Raw genomic sequence first — 16568 nt, forward strand, 5'->3', positions numbered from 1 at the left:
GGTCAGGCGCCGGGGAGGGCGAAGCGGCCGTCGCCGAGCGGCTCGACGAGGCCGTCGGCCACCAGGCCGTCGAGGCACCGGGCGCGCTGCACCGGGTCCGCCGGCCACGCGGCCTCCAGTGCGGCGGCGGGCACCGGGCCGGGCGCCTCCCGCAGCACCGCCAGCAGGCGGCCGCGCACCTGCCGGTCGGTGCCGGCCCAGCGCTGCACCCGCTTCGCCGGGCCGTCGTGGGCGGGGCTGCCCGCCAGCCGCCAGGCGCACCGGCCCGCCAGGGGGCAGCGTTCGCAGCGCGGAGCCCGTGCGGTGCAGACCAGCGCGCCCAGCTCCATCACCGCCACCCCCCACGTGGCGGACTCCTCGGCGTCCGCCGGCAGCAGGTCCGCCGCCAGCCGCACCTCCGCCGCCGACAGCGACGGCGCGGGCTCGGCGGCGCCGGTGACCGCGCGGGCCAGCACCCGCCGCACGTTGGTGTCCACCACCGCGTGGCGCTGCCGGAAGGCGAACGCCGCCACCGCCGCCGCCGTGTAGGCGCCCACCCCGGGCAGGGCGAGCAGCTCCGCATGTTCCTCCGGCACCCGCCCGCCGTGCCGCTCCACGATCGCGACGGCGGCGGCGTGCAGGCGCAGCGCCCGCCGCGGGTAGCCCAGCGACTGCCAGTGCCGCACCGCCTCGCCCGGCGCGGCGGCCGCCAGGTCGGCGGGCCGCGGCCAGCGCTCCATCCACTCCCGCCAGCGCGGCAGGACCCGGCTCACCGGCGTCTGCTGCAGCATCACCTCGCTGACCAGCACCCCCCACGGGGAGCAGCCGGGTTCCCGCCAGGGCAGGTCACGGGCGTGGTGGGCGTACCAGTCCAGCAGGGTGGCGTGGAGGGTGGTGGCGTCCGCGGGAGGGGCTGCGGGCATCCGGGCGTCGTGCATCGGCACCATCGTCGCACCCGGCGGGCGCGGGGGCGCCGGGCCGACGCGCGCCCCGGATGCGGGGCGCCGCAGGGTCGGGCCGGTACGGTCCTCGGCGTGAGCAGCGTCTGGCATCCCGTGGGCCCGGAGGGGACGAGGACCTACTGGCGTCGCCGGGTCGTCCTCCTGGCGGTGCTGACCGCCATGATCATGGCCGTGGTCTGGTTGCTGACCCGGGGCGGGGACAGCCCCACGCCCGGGCCCAGCGCCTTCGACCCGGCGGTCACCGCCCCGGCACCCGCGCCGAGCGCTCCGTCCGCGGAGCCGGACACCGCCACGTCCGCCGCGGCGGTCAGCGCCGCCGCGACTCCGTCCACCCCCGCGGCCGACCCGGACCGGGAGTGCGCGGCCTCCGACCTCACGGTCGCCGTGAGCACCGACGCCGTCAGCTACGGCCCCGACGCCAAGCCGCGCTTCGCCCTGCGGGTGGAGAACGTCTCCGGCAGCCCGTGCACCGTCGTGGTGGGCTCCGAGGTCACCCACTTCGAGGTGCGCACCGCGGCGGGGGAGACCGTGTGGGACAGCCGGCACTGCGCCCGCAGCACGTCGTCCGATCGGAAGGTGCTGAAGCCCGGCACCGCCGCCCCCAGCTCCCTGACCTGGCACGGCGCCGGTTCCGCTCCCGAGTGCCCGAGCGGCCAGCCGCGCCCGGGGGCGGGGGAGTACACCGTCGTCGCCACCCTCGGGGACATCTCCAGCGCCCCCAAGACGTTCGCCATCCGCTGAGCCGGACCGGCCGCACCGCGCGGCCGGCGCCGGTCGGGCGGATCAGACGTAGCGCTCCAGGATGCTGGACTCCGCCAGCCGGGACAGGCCCTCCCGGACCGCGCGGGCGCGCTGCTCGCCGACGCCGTCGACGGTCATGAGGTCGTCGATGCTGGCCGCCAGCAGCTTCTGCAGGTCGCCGAACTGCTCGACGAGGCGCTCCACGATCGCCCCGGGCAGGCGCGGCACCCGGTGCAGCAACCGGTAGCCGCGGGGACTCACCGCCGCGTCGAGGGACTCCCCGCCGACGGAGAAGCCGAGGACCCGGGCCACCGACGTGAGGTCGACGAGTTCCGACGCGCCGAGCGCCGCGAGGTCCGCGAGGACGGCCTCCGCGGGGCCCTCGTGCTTCGAGGACTCCAGGTAGTCGCGCACCACCAGCTCCCGGTCGGGACCGACCCCGCCGATGAGCTCGTCGAGCTGCAGCGACAGCAGGCGCCCGTCCACACCGAGTTCCACGACGTAGCCGGAGATCTCGTCCGCGATGCGGCGCACCATCTCCATGCGCTGCACCACCGAGCAGACGTCGCGAACGGTCACGAGGTCCTCGATCTCCAGCGCGGAGAGCGTCCCCGTCACCTCGTCGAGGCGGGCGCGGTAGCGCTCCAGCGTCGCCAGCGCCTGGTTCGCGCGGCCCAGGATCGCGTCGGACCCCTCCAGGACGTAGCGGCGGTTCCCGACGTAGACGGCGACGATGCGCATCGACTGGCTCACCGAGATGACGGGGAAACCGGTCTGCTTCGCCACCCGCTCCGCCGTGCGGTGCCGGGTTCCGGACTCGCTCGTCTCGATGGAGGAGTCGGGGACGAGCTGGACGGCGGCGCGCAGCAGCTTCGTGACGTCGCGGTCGATGACGATCGCGCCGTCCATCTTCGCCAGCTCCCGCAGGCGGGTGGCGGAGAACTCCACGTCGAGGCTGAAACCACCGGTGCTCAAGGAGTCCACGACCCGGTCGAACCCCAGGACGATGAGGGCACCCGTGCGCCCGCGCAGGATGCGTTCGAGACCGTCGCGCAGTTCCGTGCCGGGCGCCACGGCGGCGAGGGTGGCGCGGAGGAGTTCCTCGGGGGATCGGTCGGTGCTGGGCACGGTCTCCTCCTCGCGGGCGAGGCCGCTCTCGACCGGCTGGTTGCCGGACTTTCCCCCCGGTGCTGTCCGCCGGACGGGTGCGACCGACGGCGGTTGGAGTGATCCTATCGTCCGCCCCGCGCGGAGGGGCGTTCCACGAGCCGCGCGTGCCGGACCGCGTCCGCCAGCGTGGCGACCTCGTGCACCACGAGCCCCGCCGGTGCCTTCCCCGCCCCGTCCTTGCCCGTACCCAGCGAACCCACCGGCACGATCGCCGTGGTGAACCCCAGCCGGGCCGCCTCCGAGAGACGGCGCGGCGCGCCCGTCACCGGCCGGACCTCGCCGGCCAGGCCGACCTCGCCGAAGGCCACCAGCCGCGACGGCAGCGGCTGGTCGGCGGCGGCGCTCGCCACGGCCAGCGCCGCCGCGAGGTCCACGGACGGTTCCGTCAGCTTCACCCCGCCCACCGTCGCGACGTAGGTGTCGCGGTCGGCCAGCGGCACCCCGAGGCGCCGCTGCAGGACGGCCAGCAGCATCGCCACCCGGCTGCCCTCCAGCCCGCTGGTCACCCGCCGCGGGCTGCCGCCGCCACCGCTGGCCGCGACGAGCGCCTGCAGTTCGGCCAGCAGGGGGCGCCGGCCCTCCAGCGTCACGGTGATGCAGGTGCCCGGCACCGCCTCGCTGCGCTGGGAGACGAACAGGCCGCTGGGGTCGGCCAGGCCCTCGATGCCGTCCTCGGTGAGGTCGAAGCAGCCCACCTCGTCGGTCGGGCCGTAGCGGTTCTTCACCGCCCGCAGCAGCCGCAGCCGGGAGTGCCGCTCACCCTCGAACTGGCACACGACGTCGACCAGGTGCTCCAGCACGCGCGGGCCGGCGATCGAGCCGTCCTTCGTGACGTGGCCCACGAGCAGCGTCGCCATGTGACGGCGCTTCGCGGCGCCGATGAGGGCCGCGGCGACCTCGCGGACCTGGGTCACCCCGCCCGCGGTGCCCTCCACCGAGCCCGAGGCCACCGTCTGCACCGAGTCCACGACGAGCAGGTCCGGCGAGCTGTGCTCGATGTGGCCGAGCACGGTCGCGAGGTCCGTCTCCGAGGTGAGCAGCAGCCGCGGGCGCAGGGCGCCGATGCGCTCGGCGCGCAGCCGGACCTGGGCCGCCGACTCCTCCGCGGTCACGTACAGGACGGTGCGACCGGTCGCCGCGGCCCGCGAGGCGGCGTCCAGCAGCAGCGTCGACTTGCCGACGCCCGGCTCACCGGCCAGCAGGACCACCGCGCCGGGGACGAGCCCGCCGCCCAGGACCCGGTCGAACTCGTCGACGCCGGTCGGCTGGGCGCGGGCGGCCTCGACGTCGACGTCGGCGATGGGGCGGGCGGGCTCCCGGACGGTGGCCGCCGCGGTGGTGCGCACCACCGCGGTGCCGACCTCCTCCACGGTGCCCCACGCCTGGCACTCCCCGCAGCGGCCGACCCACTTCGCGGTGACCCAGCCGCACTCGCCGCAGCGGTAGCCGGGGCGGGCGGAACGGGCGGTGGTCTTCGCGGGCACGGGAGGAACGGTAGGCGCCGCCACCGACACTCCCCGGCGCACCGGCCCGGACGCACCGCACCCCGCCTCCTGGCCGGAGCAGGGGCGGGGCGCGGCGGGGCGTGCGGTCAGGAGGGCGTCACTGCAGCAGGAGCATGGTGGCGATGATCGCCCCGCTGGCCACGACCACGAACGTGGGCACGAACGCGAGGATCGCGGCGCCGATGCTGCCGGTGCGCCGGTGCAGCGCGTAGGCGGAGACCAGCATGATCAGGGCGCCGAGGACCGTCGCGGCCATGGCGATGCCGATCTGCGCGGGGGTGAGGTCGGCGCCCTCCGGCGCGGGTTCCGCGGTCCCACCGGTGATCAGGGAGGTCTGCTCGAAGTCCGGCGGCGCGACGAGCGCGGGCACCAGGATCGCGATGACGAGACCGAGGGTGAACACCGCCAGGGAGGCGATGACGCCCTTGTCCGGCTTCGGCCAGCGGATCGGCGCCAGTGCCCGGTGCTCGTGGTGGGCGTCCCCACCGGACGTCGGGGGCGTGGCGGCGTGCGCGGAACCGGCGCGGGACTGCGAGCTCATGCCCGCCATCATCCCGCGTCGGGGTCCCCGCAGGCGAGCCGACCCCCCGGCGGGGCCGGTGGCCCGCACGGACGGGTCACGACGGCCTCAGCGCCGCCACCACCTCAGCACCACCGCCTGCTCCAGCCCGGTGCCGGTCCGCTCCGCCAGCAGGCCCTCGGCCACCTCCGGCGGGAACTCGATCCGCACCACCGCCTCGAAGTCGGAGCGGGTCGCGAACTCCCAGCGCACCGTCAGCCGCTCGGCGTGGAACCCGCGGCGCGCGAAGAAGCGGTCCACCGCCGCCTGGTCCCAGCGCGGCAGCGCCCGGCGGAACCAGCGGCCGAACTCCGAGCGGTCCGCGTCGGTGTCCACCACGAACGCCGTGCCGCCCGGTCGCAGCACCCGCGCCAGCTCCGCCAACCCCGGCTCGCAGCCGGGACCGAAGAAGTACGCCCAGCGCGCGTGGGCGACGTCCACGCCCGCACCCGGCAGCGGCAGCCGCTCGGCGCTGCCCGCGCGCACCGACACCGCAGGCAGGTCGCGCACCCGCTCGACGGCCAGCTCCACCAGCGGCGGGTGCGGCTCCACCCCGACCACGCTGCGCGCGTCCGCGGCGAAGCGGGGCAGGTGGAAGCCGGAACCGCAGCCCACGTCCAGCACGTCGGCCCCCGCCCAGTCGTGCACCGCGCGCATCGCCGCCTCGATCGCGCCGTCGGGGTCGACGCCGCGGTTCTGCACCTCGTACACGGCGGGGGAGTGCCAGATGTTCGGGCTGGGCACCACCCCGGGCAGGTCCGCGCTCACCGCCGCGCGCCCCGGCTGGCCGGGTGGACGGTCAGCGGCAGCATCCGCCGCCGCCCGGTCAGGGCCTCGCAGTGCCGGGCCAGCTCGGCGTAGGCCGGCGCACCGATCAGCTCGGTCAGCTCCGCCGCCATGCTCAGGAAGACCGGCACCGCGCCGACGTGGGCCTCCGGGTTGCCCGTGCAGTACCAGTCGAGGTCGTGACCGCCCTCGCCCCAGCCGCGGCGGTCGTACTCCGCGATCGTCACCTCCAGGTAGCTCGTCCCGTCGGGCCGCTCCACCGTCCGGTACGTGCGCCGCAGCGGGAGTTGCCAGCAGACGTCCGGCTTCAGCTCCAGCGGTTCCCGGCCCTCGGCGAGGGCGAGGGAGTGCAGGGCGCAGCCCGCGCCGGCGGGGAAGCCGGGGCGGTTGAGGAACACGCACGCGCCGTCCACGACGCGGGTCTTGCGCACAGGTCCGTCCGCGCCCTCCTCCACCTCCGTCCAGCCGCCGCGGCGGCCCTCCCGCGCGTGCTGCCAGGTGCCGGCGTCCAGGCGCCGCACGGCCGCGCGCACCCGGCGCTCGTCGGCGGCGTCGCTGAAGTGGGCGCCCAGCGTGCAGCAGCCGTCGTCGGGGCGCTCGGCGTAGATGCCCGCGCAGCCGCGGCCGAAGACGCACGTCCACGACGACGTCAGCCACGTCAGGTCGCAGCGGTAGACGAGCTCCGGCGGGGCGTCCGGGTCTGCGGGCGCCGGCTCCGGGAACTCCACCCACAGCCGCGCACCGTCGAGGGGCTGCTCGGGCGCTGGTGGCGAGGACACCGCAGCAGCGTAGGCACCCGCGCGGGCGGGAGAGGGGGGTCCCCGGCGGCGGTGGGGCCGGACGGGGCCGCGCGGGCTCACCACCGCCGCCGGACCGGTACGGTCGTGCCCATGCGGCTGGGCGTGCTCGACGTGGGCTCCAACACCGTCCACCTGCTGGTGGTGGACGCGCACCCCGGGGCGCGCCCCCTCCCGGCGTCCTCCTTCAAGGTGCCGCTGCGGCTCGCGGAGCACCTCGACGACGCCGGCGCCCTGCGCGAGGCGGGCGTCGAGGCGCTGGCCAGCACGGTCGCCAAGGCCGTCGACGTGGCGGAGGACCGCGGCTGCACCGAACTGCTGCCCTTCGCCACCTCGGCCGTGCGCGAGGCGGCCAACGGCGAGGAGGTCCTGCAGCGGGTCGAGGACGCCACCGGCGTGCGGCTGCGGGTCCTGCCCGGGCGCGCGGAGGCCGAGCTGACGTTCCTCGCGGTGCGGCGCTGGTACGGCTGGTCGCGCGGCTGCATCCTCGTCCTCGACATCGGCGGCGGGTCCCTGGAGCTGGCCGCGGGCATCGACGAGATCCCCGACGTGGCGGTCTCCCTGCCGCTGGGGGCGGGGCGCCTGACGCGCGACTGGCTGCGCCACGACCCGCCCAAGGCGGGGGAGGTCAAGGAGCTGCGCGGCTACGTCCGGCGCCAGGTGGCCTCCGTCGTGCGCGAGGTCGGCCGCATGGAGGCCCAGCACGTGGCGGTGACCAGCAAGACGTTCCGCAGCCTGGCGCGCATCGCGGGCGCGGCCCCGAGCGCCGACGGGCCCTTCGTGCGGCGCGTGCTGCGCCACTCCGACCTCGTGGAGTGGGTGCCGAAGCTCGCCGACATGAGCGCTGCGAAGCGCACCGAGCTGCCCGGCGTCTCCGTGGAGCGCGCGCCGCAGCTGCTGGCCGGTGCCCTGGTGGCCGAGGCGGCGCTGGACCTGCTGGACATCCGGGAGGTGGAGGTCTGCCCGTGGGCGCTGCGCGAGGGCGTCATCCTGCGCCGCCTGGACGCCATCGCCGCCGGGGCGGAGCGCGGCTCCCTCGAGGCGCGCGGCCCCGGTCAGGGGGACGGCTCCCGGGAGGTCGCCGGGGCGGGCACCCGATCTAGCCTGGTGTCGTGGATCCCGACCGGAACGACGGCGGCGCTGTGAGCGGAACGGACCCGGAGCGGCGGGACGGCCCCCCGGGGCGCGACCGCATCCCCGTGGGGCTGTCCTCCTCCTGCGCCTACCCCGAGGCGACGACGGCGGCCTTCGAGATGGCCGGCAGGCTCGGCTACGACGGCGTCGAGATCATGGTGTGGACGGACCCGGTCAGCCAGGACGTCCGCGCCCTGGAGCAGCTCTCCGGCCACTACGGCGTGCCGGTGCTGGCGATCCACGCGCCGACCCTGCTGCTGACGCAGCGCACGTGGGGCCGCGACCCCTGGGGCAAGGTGGAGCGCTCCTGCGAGATGGCGGCGCAGCTCGGGGCGGGCACCGTGGTGGTGCACCCGCCGTTCCGCTGGCAGCGGGAGTACGCGGCCTCGTTCGTGGCGGGGGTGCGGCGGGTGGAGGCGAGCACCGGCATCACCCTGGCCGTGGAGAACATGTTCCCCTGGCGCGCGCGGGGCCGGGAGGTCGTGGCCTACGCGCCCGGCTGGGACCCCACCCACCTCGACTACGACCACCTGACGCTGGACATCTCCCACGCGGCGACGTCCGGCCTGGACGCGCTGCGGCTGGCGCACGCGTTCGGCGACCGCCTGGCCCACCTGCACCTGTGCGACGGGTCGGGCTCGTTCAAGGACGAGCACCTCGTGCCGGGGCGGGGCGCCCAGCCGTGCGCGGAGGTCCTGCAGTGGCTGGCGGCGCGGGACTGGCAGGGGACGGTCGTGGTGGAGGTCAACACCCGCAAGGCGCGCAACCGCGCCGAACGGGAGCACGACCTGGCCGAGACGCTGGCGCACGCCCGGGAGCACCTGGCGCGGCCCGCTGCGGCCACCGGGTGAGCCCGGGATGAGCGCAGGGACGAGCGGGAGGACGGGCGTGGAGCAGGACGCAGCGGGGAAGCGGCCCGGGACCCTGGCGATCGTGGGGGCCGGGGTGATGGGCCAGACCCTCCTCGGGGGGCTGCTGCGCGCCGGCCGCGACCCAGGATCGGTCCTCGTGGTGGACCGGCGGATGGGGCGGGCGGAGGAGCTGCACGACCGCTTCGGCGTGCGGGTCGTCTCCGACCTCGCGGAGGTCGCCGCCGCGGGCACGGTCCTCCTCGTCGTCAAGCCGCAGGACATGGCCGACCTGCTGGCCGCCCTGCGCGAGCACCTGCACCCCCGTGCGCTGGTGGTCTCCCTCGCCGCCGGGACCACCACGGACTTCTGCGAGCGGCACCTGCCCCCGGGCACGGCCGTCGTGCGGGTCATGCCGAACACCCCCTCCCTCGTGGACGAGGGGATGGCCGGGCTGGCGGGGGGCCGGCACTGCGCCCCGGAGGACCTCTCGCAGGCGGAGGAGCTGCTGCGCTCCTGCGGGCGGACGGTCGTGCTCGCGGAGAAGCACCTCGACGCGGTCACCGCCCTGTCCGGCTCGGGCCCGGCGTACGTCTTCTACGTGGTGGAGGCGATGGTCGAGGCCGGTGTCGTGCTCGGGCTGCCCCGCGCCACCGCCACGGAACTCGTCGTGCAGACGGTGGTGGGGGCGGCGGCGATGCTGCGGGAGACCGGCCAGCACCCCACGGTGCTGCGCGAGCAGGTGACGTCCCCGGCGGGGACCACGGCTGCGGCGCTGCGCCAGCTCGACGAGCACAAGGTGCGGGCGGCGTTCGTCACGGCGGTCGAGGCGGCCTGTGCCCGCTCCAGGCAGCTCTCCGGCGGCGTCTGAGCCGCGCGGAGGGCCACCGGGGACCGCTCCGGCCGCCGCGGGGTCGCGACCGCGAAGGCCCCGGAGGCGGTGCCCGGCGTGCCCGTGCGGCCACAGCGGGTACCGTGCCCGCATGGGATCCGCCCCCACGGCCTCCGCGGGGCCTGCCGGCACCGCCTCCGCAGCCGCCGGGCAGGGCGTGCAGGTCGTCTGGGACCCGGTCTTCAACCGCTACGACTTCGGTCTCTGCCACCCGATGTCGCCGGTCCGCCTCGACCTGACCGCGCGCCTCTGCGTGAGCCTCGGGCTCTTCGACGACCCGCAGGTGTCGGTGGTGACGTCCCGCCCGGCCCCGGACGAGCTGCTGGAGACGGTCCACGAGGCGGAGTACATCGCGGCGGTGCGGCGAGCCTCGGAGGACCCGGTGTGCGCGGAGGAGCGCTACGGGCTGGGGACGGACGACGACCCGGCGTTCCGGGGGATGCACGAGGCCGGTGCCCGCATCGTCGGGGCCTCCACGGACCTGGCGCTGGCCGTCTGGCGCGGCCGGTGCCTGCACGGGGTGAACTTCTGCGGCGGCATGCACCACGCCATGCCGGGCTACGCCAGCGGCTTCTGCGTCTACAACGACGCGGCGGTGGCGATCAGGGCACTGCTGGACGAGGGCGCCCGGCGGGTGGCCTACGTCGACACCGACGTCCACCACGGCGACGGGCCGCAGGCGGTGTTCTGGGACGACCCGCGGGTGCTCACGGTGAGCGTCCACGAGTCGGGGCGGACGCTCTTCCCCGGCACCGGCTACCCCGACGAGGTCGGCGGGCGGGGCGCCGAGGGCACGGCCGTCAACGTGGCGCTGCCCGCGGGGGTGGCGGACGCGGGGTGGCTGCGGGCCGTGCACGCCGTCGTGCCGCCGCTGCTGCGCTCGTTCGAGCCGGACGTCCTCATCACCCAGCACGGCTGCGACACCCACTCCCTGGACCCGTTGGGGCACCTGGTGGTGTCGGTCGACGCGCAGCGGCAGGTGGCGCGGACGCTGCACGAGCTGGCCCACGAGGTGGCGGGGGGCCGCTGGGTCGCGCTGGGCGGGGGCGGCTACGCGATCGTGGACGTGGTGCCGCGGGCGTGGGCCCACCTGGTCGCCGAGGTCGCGCACCGGCCGCTGGAGCCGGCGACGCCGGTGCCCGCGGAGTGGCGCCGCCACGTGGAGACGCTGACCGGCCGGTCCGCACCCGCGCGGATGACCGACGGCGAGCCCGCGCACTGGGACGGCTGGGAGTCGGGGTTCGACCCCGCAGACGCGGTGGACCGGGCGATCCTGGCGACCCGCAACGCGGTCTTCCCCTTCCTCGGCCTCGACCCGCTCTTCGACTAGGGGCCGTCTCCTCGCGGCACCCGTGCCGGCCGGGCCGGGTGCTGGTCAGGTGGCGTCGGGACAGCCGCTGCCCAGGGCGGTGCCCCAGCCCCCGCCCCGCGGGGAGGAGGACAGCTCCTCGCCGTCGACCAGCAGTCGCGGCTCCGGTGCGTCCTCGGGGACGACCAGCACGACCTCCCCGGGCACCTCGACCCTGGCGGAGGCCAGGGTGGCGCCGGCGCTGACGATCTCCACCTGCGCCTGGTGACCGACGGGGTGCGCGGGGGTCTCTCCCACGCAGACCGTGACCTCGGTGTTCGCCGAGGTCACCTCCGGGGGTTCCTGCCCCCCGCATGCCGAGCAGGCGGCGGTCGCCACGAGGACCACCGCTGCCGCGGACAGCGCCGACGGCCACCCCCGAGGGCGTTTCCGGACCGGGGCCCCGCCACTGGTGCGCACCTGCGCATCCAAGCAGTCCCGTCGGGCTCACGGGCTCTTTCGCACGAGCGTGCTCGTCATGCCGGGGAGGCGGCGACGAAGGCTTCGACGGCGTCGAGGTCGCGCGGCTGCAGGCCGTGGCTGGGCCTGGGGCGGATCAGCAACGCGCGGCCGGTGCCCAGCGGATGCGGTACTCGAAGCCACCGGAGTAGGCGCTGCGGATGCGCGGGGGAGCGCTCCAGCCGGGACGGGAGGCGTTGAGCACCCCGTCGACGTCCAGCAGCCACACCGTCCGCGGCTCCACCGCCTGCTCCACCAGCACCTCCACCGCGCTTCGTCGCCCCACCGGCCATGGTCCCGGCAACCAGCCGCGCCGTCGCCTGCGACGTCATGACGCAGACGATGCGACCGGGGCCGACGTCCGGCGCCCGCCGTCCTCGTCGGGCGAGCCCTCCTCAGCCGTCCTCGTCGGATTCGGGGAGGCGGAGCTTGAAGCCGGTGTGCGAGGCGGTGAAGCCGAGGCGGCCGTAGAAGCGGTGCGCCGCTGTCCGGCTGGTGTCGCTGGTCAGCTGGACCAGTGCGCAGCCCCGCCGCCGTGCCTCCGCGATCGCCCAGCGCATCATCGCCGCGCCCAGACCGCGCCCGCGGTGGTCGTGGCGGACGCGCACGGCCTCCACCTGCGCCCGCAGCGCTCCTCGACGGGCCAGGCCCGGGATGAAGGTCAGCTGCATCGTGGCGACGATCTCGCCGTCGTGCTCGACGACCACCAGCAGTTGGGCGGGGTCGGTGTCGATGGCCTCGAACGCGGCCAGGTAGGGCGTGAGGTCGGCGTCGGCGTCGCTGTCGTCGAGGTGCCGCCCCGGCTGCTCGGCGGCGATCAGATCGACGACGGCCGCCACGTCCGCCCGCACCGCGCGGCGCAGGCTCATCCGCACACGCGCCACGTCCAGGGGCGTCGGTTCCGTGGTCACGACTCGCCGTCCTCCGATCCGCCGGACGCGCCCGGGGAGCGTCGTCCACCTGACGTGATATCACCCTGGGTGATCGATTGGTCGCTCAAACCTTCCTAATCCGTCCCACCTGCCCCTACAGTGGGCAGGGATCGCGCGGGATCGCAGCCCGGGACGGTGACCGGGTAGCTGGCGCGCGCCGAAGGAGCGCTGTGGGGATGCCAGAGGACCGCCCGCTGACCGACGTCCGGTTCCTGACCGTGGCGGAGGTCGCGTCGTTGATGCGCGTTTCGAAGATGACCGTGTACCGGCTGGTGCACCACGGGGAGCTACCCGCGGTCCGCGTCGGCCGGTCCTTCCGCGTCCCCGAGCACGCGGTCCACGAGTACCTCCGCCAGCCGTTCATCGACACCGCCTGACGGCTGCCGGCACTCCCGATCGAGCGGCGGGCCCGAGCGCCGACCCGGCCGTCCGACACCCCGTCGGGCGGCCTGCACCGGTGCGCCAGCAGCAGTGCCGGGTCGCCGGTACCCTGGACCCGGTACGCCGTGGCCACCTCCCCGCCGGGGACGACCCCCGGGTCGAGGGCTGCGGCCCTGCAGTGCACGACGTCCTGTGCACGTCCGACCCGTCGAAGTGAGCGAGGACCCCTTGGGCTCTGTCATCAAGAAGCGCCGCAAGCGCATGGCCAAGAAGAAGCACCGCAAGCTGCTGCGCCGCACGCGCCACCAGCGCCGCAACAAGAAGTGATCCGCCGCGCGGCGGGTGGGACTCCCACCCGCCGCGCGTCGCGTCCGGGGCCGGGCCCGTCGGTGACGCCGGCCGACCCCCGACCGGGTGCGGTCCCAGCCGCCACGGCGGCGCGCCACCAGCCCGTCGACGGCCCCGCTCGACAGCCCCGGCCGCCCGCCCCGCCGCGTCACCGTGCAGGCCGCCGCCGACGACGCCCAGCGCCCCGCCTCCCGGGGTGAGCGGCCCCGCAGCAGGGCCACGGCCAGCGCCGCGACGAAGCTGTCGCCGCCACCCGTCGGATCCGCCACCTCCACGTCCGCGAGGGGCACGAGCTCGCTGCGGACGTCCCCGTCCCGCCACGCCACGACGTCGCCGTCGGACCCCGCCCCCAGCGCCACGATGCGCGGCCCGGCGCCCACCAGCTCCTCGGCCGCGGCGGCCACGGCCTCCGGGCCGTCCAGCTCCCGTCCCAGCAGCAGCTCCGCCTCGTGGGCGTCGGCGCGCAGCACTGTCGCGCTGCGCAGCACCTCCGCCCGCACCTCCCGGTCCTCCGGGGCGCCGTCCGCGACGACCAGGCCCCCGCCCTCCGCGGCCAGGCGCAGGGCCGCCAGCACCGCCTCCGTCGGCTGCTGCAGCTGCACCAGCACGCAGCGCGCCCCGCGCAGCGCCCCCGCGGCGGCCTCCACGTCCGCGGCGGTGAGCAGCGCTGCAGCGGGCACGTCCTCCAGCAGGCGTCCCACCGGGCCGCCCTGTGCGGGGGAGGTCTCCACCACGTCCACGAGCAGGGTCGTCGCGCCCGGGCGGCGCACCACGGCGGAGACGTCGATCCCGTCCCGCCGGGCCTGCTCCAGCACGCTCGTCCCCGCGTCGTCGTCACCCACCACGCCGAGCAGGGCCACCGCGGCACCGAGCTGCGCCGCGGCCCGTGGGGGCGGCAACGGGAGCCGTCAGCCGTCCTCGCGGGCCCGGCGCGTCTCCCGGTCGTTCGCCCTGCGCAGCGCGTCGACCAGCTCGTCCTTCGTCATCGACGAGCGGCCGTGGACGTCGAGGCGGCGTGCGAGCTCCATCAGGTGCTCCTTGGAGGCGTTGGCGTCCACGCCGCCGGCGGTGGGCCGGTCGGTGTCGCGGCCGCCCTCGGCCTGCGGGTCGGAGGGGCCCTTCCCGTCCTTGGGCTCCCAGTGGTCGCCGACCTTCTCGTGGGTGTGCTTCAGCGCGGAGAACGCGGTGCGGTGGGCGCGCTCGCCGTCGCCGTACTGCTCCTCCGCGGAGGCCAGCGTCTTCTCGTACGTGCGCTGCGCCTTGGCGTCCGAGCGCGCGATCGTGCTCGGCAGGTCGTCGGGGTCCGGCTGCTCGCTCGTCTCCTCCACCATGGCGTGCAGCTACCCGGGGGCGGGACGGGGAAACCCCTGGACCCGTCCCGTCAGGGGCGCCGGCCCGTCACCACCAGCGACGTCGCGGTCAGGGCGGGGCGGGTCGAGCCGAGGAGCGCCACGACCTCCTCCCGGACCGCTGCGCGGGCCCCCGCGTCGAGGTCCCGCAGCTGCGCCTGCGCAGCCGTGCCGTCCACCAGCGCACCCGCGAGCCCGGCGTCGAGCGGGACGCGCAGGGGGTGCCGGGTGACCTGCACGTCCTCCGCGCCGGCGCGCGCCAGCGGCAGGGCCGAGGCGCCCGCCCCGGCGCACGCGTCGAGCACCCGCTCACCCGGGAGCGGCGCGGTGGGCTGCACCGCGACCGCCGACACCGGGGCCCACAGGGCCGCGGTGAGGGCGTCGAAGGCGGGGGCGTCGAAGGCGGGGGCGTCGAAGGCGGGGGCGTCGAAGGCGGGGGCGTCGAAGGCGGGGGCGTCGCCGAGCCAGCCGGCGATGTCGGCACTCACGGCGGACCTCCGGGGTGGGGGAGGGGACGCCGCAGACGCTAGCCGCCCGCGCCCCCGGTGAGGGTGGTGCTCGCCTGCCCGGTCGCCGCGTCCACCGTGATCGAGCCGCCCTCGAAGTCGCTGCGCCAACCGCCCGGCACGACCTGCTCGTCGCTGACCGGGAAGCCCAGCGGGCCCGCCTCCCAGCCGGAGTCGCCCCACGCCGTGCGGATCGCGCCCCGCACCCAGTGCGCGCCCGTCCGGGGGGAGGCGTAGACGGAACCGCCCTCGAAGTGGGCGAACGTGCCCCCGCCGCCGGGGGTGCGGGCCTCGTCCGTCGTCGGGAAGCCCAGCGGGCCCGACTCCGCCCCGGTGGCGAGCCACGCCTCGGCCACCGCACCGCGCACCGCGTGCGCGCCGGTGGCGGCGGCGGAGTAGACCCATCCGCGCTCGAACGCCTGGAACCAGCCGCGCCCGTCCGGGGTCGGCTGCACCGGCCCGAGGGGCCGGCCGAGGTCACCGCCCGTGCCGGCCAGCTGCTCCGCCGCGCGCGTCACCGCACCCGCCGGGTCGCGCTGCTGCCCCTGCACCGTCAGCCGCCCGTCGGGGGCCTGCTCCAGCGTCACGATGCCCATCCGGCGCGGGTGCGGGTGCGCCCCGCCGAGGTTCTCGCCGAGGCGGAACGCCGCGTAGGCCATCCGCAGCTCTCCCTCGGCGTCGACGAAGCCGGCGGAGCCGCCGGGTCCCTGCCGCTCGCCCTCGCTGCCCAGCAGCGGGACCTGCGGGTCGGGCCGGGTGCACGGGCCCAGGGGTCCCTGCGGGCAGATCGCGTAGCCGGAGGCGTAGTTGCTGCGCCCGTCGGCGTCCAGCACCCCGGAGTAGTTGGCGGAGTAGAACAGGTAGGTCGTGCCGCGGTGGGTCACCATCGACGGGTTCTCGATGGTGTCCCCCTCCCACGCCGCGTCGTGGTTGGTCTCCAGCAGCGTGGTCACGGGGGCCCCGGGCAGCGGCTTGCCGTCGGCGCCGAGCTCCACCGCCTGCAGCGACGACGGGCGGACGTCCGGCTTCCCGGACGCCTTCCAGAGCAGGAAGCTGCGCCCCGTCGCGGGGTCGGTGTACGGGCTGGGGTCGATGGAGCCGCCGGGGTCGCGCTCGACGGGCTGACACTGGATCGGCGCGTCCCCGCTCACGTCGCGGAACGGACCCAGCGGCGAGGGGGCCGAGGCCACCGTGAGGCAGAAGCGGTCCGGGCTGACCCGCACCGCGGAGTAGGCGTACCAGGCGTCGCCGAGGGGGAACGCGGACGACGCCCACAGGTCGCGGCTCAGCCAGGGACCCTGCTGGTGGTGCAGGCCCCACGAGGCGGGGCGGACGAGGGCGTCGTTGAGGTCGTAGGTCCCCCAGTCGTCCAGGCCGGCCTCGCGGATCTCCCGCGGGATCTCCTCGTCGGTGTGGGGGTCGTAGCCCGGGCGGCCGGGCGGCCCGTCGTCGCTCCAGCGCGGGTGCACCGTCCAGGTCTCCAGGTCGGTGCTCGTGAGCACGGGCAGGTAGCGCCCGCCCACGGGGGAGGCGTAGGCGTAGTACGTCCCCTCGTGCAGGACGACGTGCGGGTCGCCGAAGTCGCCCACCCACGCGGTGCCGGGCTCGAACCACGTCTGCTCGGAACTCGTGCGCCCGGAGGCCCCGGGATCCGTGCCCTCGGCGCCCGTGCGCTCGGAACCCGTGCGCTCGGAGTCGAGGCCGTCGGCCGACCGCCCCCCGTCGCCGGCCGATCCGGTGCAGGCGGTCAGCAGGGCGGTGGCCAGGGCGAGGGCGGCCGGTGCGCGCAGCCGGGGGCTCCCGTGCGGGGAACGGTGCATGGGAGTCCTCCAGGTCACCGGCGGCGACCCCCGGGTGCGGCGGTGCGGGGCG

Annotated in this window: 19 protein-coding genes and 1 pseudogene; 7 read left to right on the plus strand and 13 right to left on the minus strand. The window is 76.4% G+C overall.

Annotated elements, in window-relative coordinates; translation table 11 throughout:
* Positions 1 to 2: 2 nt before the first annotated feature.
* Positions 3 to 917 (minus strand): HhH-GPD family protein, encoded by a 915-nt coding sequence (locus CLV92_RS14410; protein WP_281256937.1) that lies wholly within the window; start codon positions 915 to 917, stop codon positions 3 to 5.
* A 96-nt stretch (positions 918 to 1013) separates the two neighbouring features.
* Here CLV92_RS14410 and CLV92_RS14415 point away from each other — a divergent pair, with 96 nt between their 5' ends.
* Entirely contained in the window at positions 1014 to 1682 is a 669-nt protein-coding gene (locus CLV92_RS14415; protein WP_146099550.1) for a hypothetical protein, read from the plus strand.
* A gap of 42 nt (positions 1683 to 1724) precedes the next feature.
* Here CLV92_RS14415 and disA read toward each other — a convergent pair whose 3' ends face one another.
* The 5 genes from disA to CLV92_RS14440 form a co-directional block, all read right to left on the minus strand.
* Positions 1725 to 2810: a DNA integrity scanning diadenylate cyclase DisA gene (gene disA, locus CLV92_RS14420; RefSeq protein ID WP_104433758.1), complete on the minus strand. Its 1086-nt coding sequence runs from the start codon at positions 2808 to 2810 to the stop codon at positions 1725 to 1727.
* A 104-nt stretch (positions 2811 to 2914) separates the two neighbouring features.
* Positions 2915 to 4336, minus strand: a complete 1422-nt coding sequence (gene radA, locus CLV92_RS14425) for a DNA repair protein RadA (protein WP_104433760.1) — start codon at positions 4334 to 4336, stop codon at positions 2915 to 2917.
* A gap of 118 nt (positions 4337 to 4454) precedes the next feature.
* A complete protein-coding gene (locus tag CLV92_RS14430) occupies positions 4455 to 4898 on the minus strand; it encodes a hypothetical protein (RefSeq protein ID WP_146099551.1) in 444 nt (147 codons plus the stop codon).
* 87 nt (positions 4899 to 4985) lie between these two features.
* Positions 4986 to 5684 carry a class I SAM-dependent methyltransferase gene (locus CLV92_RS14435; RefSeq protein WP_245886822.1) on the minus strand — a complete coding sequence of 233 codons (699 nt, stop codon included), beginning with the start codon at positions 5682 to 5684 and terminating at the stop codon, positions 4986 to 4988.
* Complete coding sequence (locus tag CLV92_RS14440; RefSeq protein WP_104433880.1) at positions 5681 to 6481, minus strand: DUF3109 family protein; 801 nt, start codon at positions 6479 to 6481, stop codon at positions 5681 to 5683. The genes CLV92_RS14435 and CLV92_RS14440 overlap by 4 nt, the downstream gene beginning before the upstream one ends.
* A 111-nt stretch (positions 6482 to 6592) precedes the next feature.
* Here CLV92_RS14440 and CLV92_RS14445 point away from each other — a divergent pair, with 111 nt between their 5' ends.
* From CLV92_RS14445 to CLV92_RS14460, 4 genes are all read left to right on the plus strand, one after another.
* Positions 6593 to 7645 carry a Ppx/GppA family phosphatase gene (locus tag CLV92_RS14445; RefSeq protein ID WP_104433882.1) on the plus strand — a complete coding sequence of 351 codons (1053 nt, stop codon included), beginning with the start codon at positions 6593 to 6595 and terminating at the stop codon, positions 7643 to 7645.
* The gene (locus tag CLV92_RS14450; RefSeq protein WP_342762346.1) at positions 7642 to 8484 is read left to right on the plus strand and encodes a sugar phosphate isomerase/epimerase family protein; all 843 of its coding nucleotides are present in this window, start codon (positions 7642 to 7644) and stop codon (positions 8482 to 8484) included. Before CLV92_RS14445 ends, CLV92_RS14450 begins: the two co-directional genes overlap by 4 nt.
* Positions 8485 to 8521: 37 nt before the next feature.
* A complete protein-coding gene (gene proC, locus CLV92_RS14455; RefSeq protein ID WP_245886825.1) occupies positions 8522 to 9352 on the plus strand; it encodes a pyrroline-5-carboxylate reductase in 831 nt (276 codons plus the stop codon).
* Positions 9353 to 9587: 235 nt separating this feature from the next.
* Positions 9588 to 10703 (plus strand): acetoin utilization protein AcuC, encoded by a 1116-nt coding sequence (locus CLV92_RS14460; RefSeq protein WP_104433886.1) that lies wholly within the window; start codon positions 9588 to 9590, stop codon positions 10701 to 10703.
* A gap of 45 nt (positions 10704 to 10748) precedes the next feature.
* On the opposite strand, the gene CLV92_RS14465 is transcribed toward CLV92_RS14460, so the two are convergent.
* The 3 genes from CLV92_RS14465 to CLV92_RS14470 form a co-directional block, all read right to left on the minus strand.
* Complete coding sequence (locus CLV92_RS14465) at positions 10749 to 11012, minus strand: hypothetical protein (RefSeq protein ID WP_146099552.1); 264 nt, start codon at positions 11010 to 11012, stop codon at positions 10749 to 10751.
* Between the two features lie 265 nt (positions 11013 to 11277).
* The gene (locus CLV92_RS21020) at positions 11278 to 11466 is read right to left on the minus strand and encodes a hypothetical protein (RefSeq protein WP_146099553.1); all 189 of its coding nucleotides are present in this window, start codon (positions 11464 to 11466) and stop codon (positions 11278 to 11280) included.
* A gap of 109 nt (positions 11467 to 11575) precedes the next feature.
* The gene (locus CLV92_RS14470; RefSeq protein ID WP_104433888.1) at positions 11576 to 12049 is read right to left on the minus strand and encodes a GNAT family N-acetyltransferase; all 474 of its coding nucleotides are present in this window, start codon (positions 12047 to 12049) and stop codon (positions 11576 to 11578) included.
* Between the two features lie 239 nt (positions 12050 to 12288).
* On the opposite strand from CLV92_RS14470, the gene CLV92_RS23075 reads away from it, so the two are divergent.
* Positions 12289 to 12489 carry a helix-turn-helix domain-containing protein gene (locus tag CLV92_RS23075; RefSeq protein ID WP_104433890.1) on the plus strand — a complete coding sequence of 67 codons (201 nt, stop codon included), beginning with the start codon at positions 12289 to 12291 and terminating at the stop codon, positions 12487 to 12489.
* 232 nt (positions 12490 to 12721) lie between these two features.
* Complete coding sequence (locus tag CLV92_RS14480; protein ID WP_012085056.1) at positions 12722 to 12820, plus strand: 30S ribosomal protein bS22; 99 nt, start codon at positions 12722 to 12724, stop codon at positions 12818 to 12820.
* 161 nt (positions 12821 to 12981) lie between these two features.
* Here CLV92_RS14480 and CLV92_RS22470 read toward each other — a convergent pair.
* The 4 genes and pseudogenes from CLV92_RS22470 to CLV92_RS14500 form a co-directional block, all read right to left on the minus strand.
* Positions 12982 to 13740: pseudogene (locus CLV92_RS22470) on the minus strand (PfkB family carbohydrate kinase); the annotation flags it as partial.
* 9 nt (positions 13741 to 13749) lie between these two features.
* Positions 13750 to 14172: a ChaB family protein gene (locus tag CLV92_RS14490; protein ID WP_104433768.1), complete on the minus strand. Its 423-nt coding sequence runs from the start codon at positions 14170 to 14172 to the stop codon at positions 13750 to 13752.
* A gap of 50 nt (positions 14173 to 14222) precedes the next feature.
* On the minus strand, positions 14223 to 14678 hold the full coding sequence (locus CLV92_RS21990; RefSeq protein WP_211291137.1) for a hypothetical protein: 456 nt from the start codon (positions 14676 to 14678) through the stop codon (positions 14223 to 14225).
* 38 nt (positions 14679 to 14716) lie between these two features.
* The gene (locus CLV92_RS14500) at positions 14717 to 16516 is read right to left on the minus strand and encodes a family 43 glycosylhydrolase (RefSeq protein ID WP_104433770.1); all 1800 of its coding nucleotides are present in this window, start codon (positions 16514 to 16516) and stop codon (positions 14717 to 14719) included.
* Positions 16517 to 16568: the final 52 nt, after the last annotated feature.

It is taken from the genome of Kineococcus xinjiangensis (assembly GCF_002934625.1).
In the GTDB taxonomy this organism is placed as follows: Bacteria; Actinomycetota; Actinomycetes; order Actinomycetales; family Kineococcaceae; genus Kineococcus_A; species Kineococcus_A xinjiangensis.

Coding starts and splice junctions, on each gene's coding strand:
- CLV92_RS14410 (WP_281256937.1), bottom strand. CDS start 917: ATGCACGACGCCCGGATGCCCGCAGCCCCTCCCGCGGACGCCACCACC.
- CLV92_RS14430 (WP_146099551.1), bottom strand. CDS start 4,898: ATGAGCTCGCAGTCCCGCGCCGGTTCCGCGCACGCCGCCACGCCCCCG.
- CLV92_RS14445 (WP_104433882.1), top strand. CDS start 6,593: ATGCGGCTGGGCGTGCTCGACGTGGGCTCCAACACCGTCCACCTGCTG.
- CLV92_RS14460 (WP_104433886.1), top strand. CDS start 9,588: ATGTCGCCGGTCCGCCTCGACCTGACCGCGCGCCTCTGCGTGAGCCTC.
- CLV92_RS14470 (WP_104433888.1), bottom strand. CDS start 12,049: ATGAGCCTGCGCCGCGCGGTGCGGGCGGACGTGGCGGCCGTCGTCGAT.
- CLV92_RS23075 (WP_104433890.1), top strand. CDS start 12,289: ATGCCAGAGGACCGCCCGCTGACCGACGTCCGGTTCCTGACCGTGGCG.
- CLV92_RS14490 (WP_104433768.1), bottom strand. CDS start 14,172: ATGGTGGAGGAGACGAGCGAGCAGCCGGACCCCGACGACCTGCCGAGC.
- CLV92_RS14500 (WP_104433770.1), bottom strand. CDS start 16,516: ATGCACCGTTCCCCGCACGGGAGCCCCCGGCTGCGCGCACCGGCCGCC.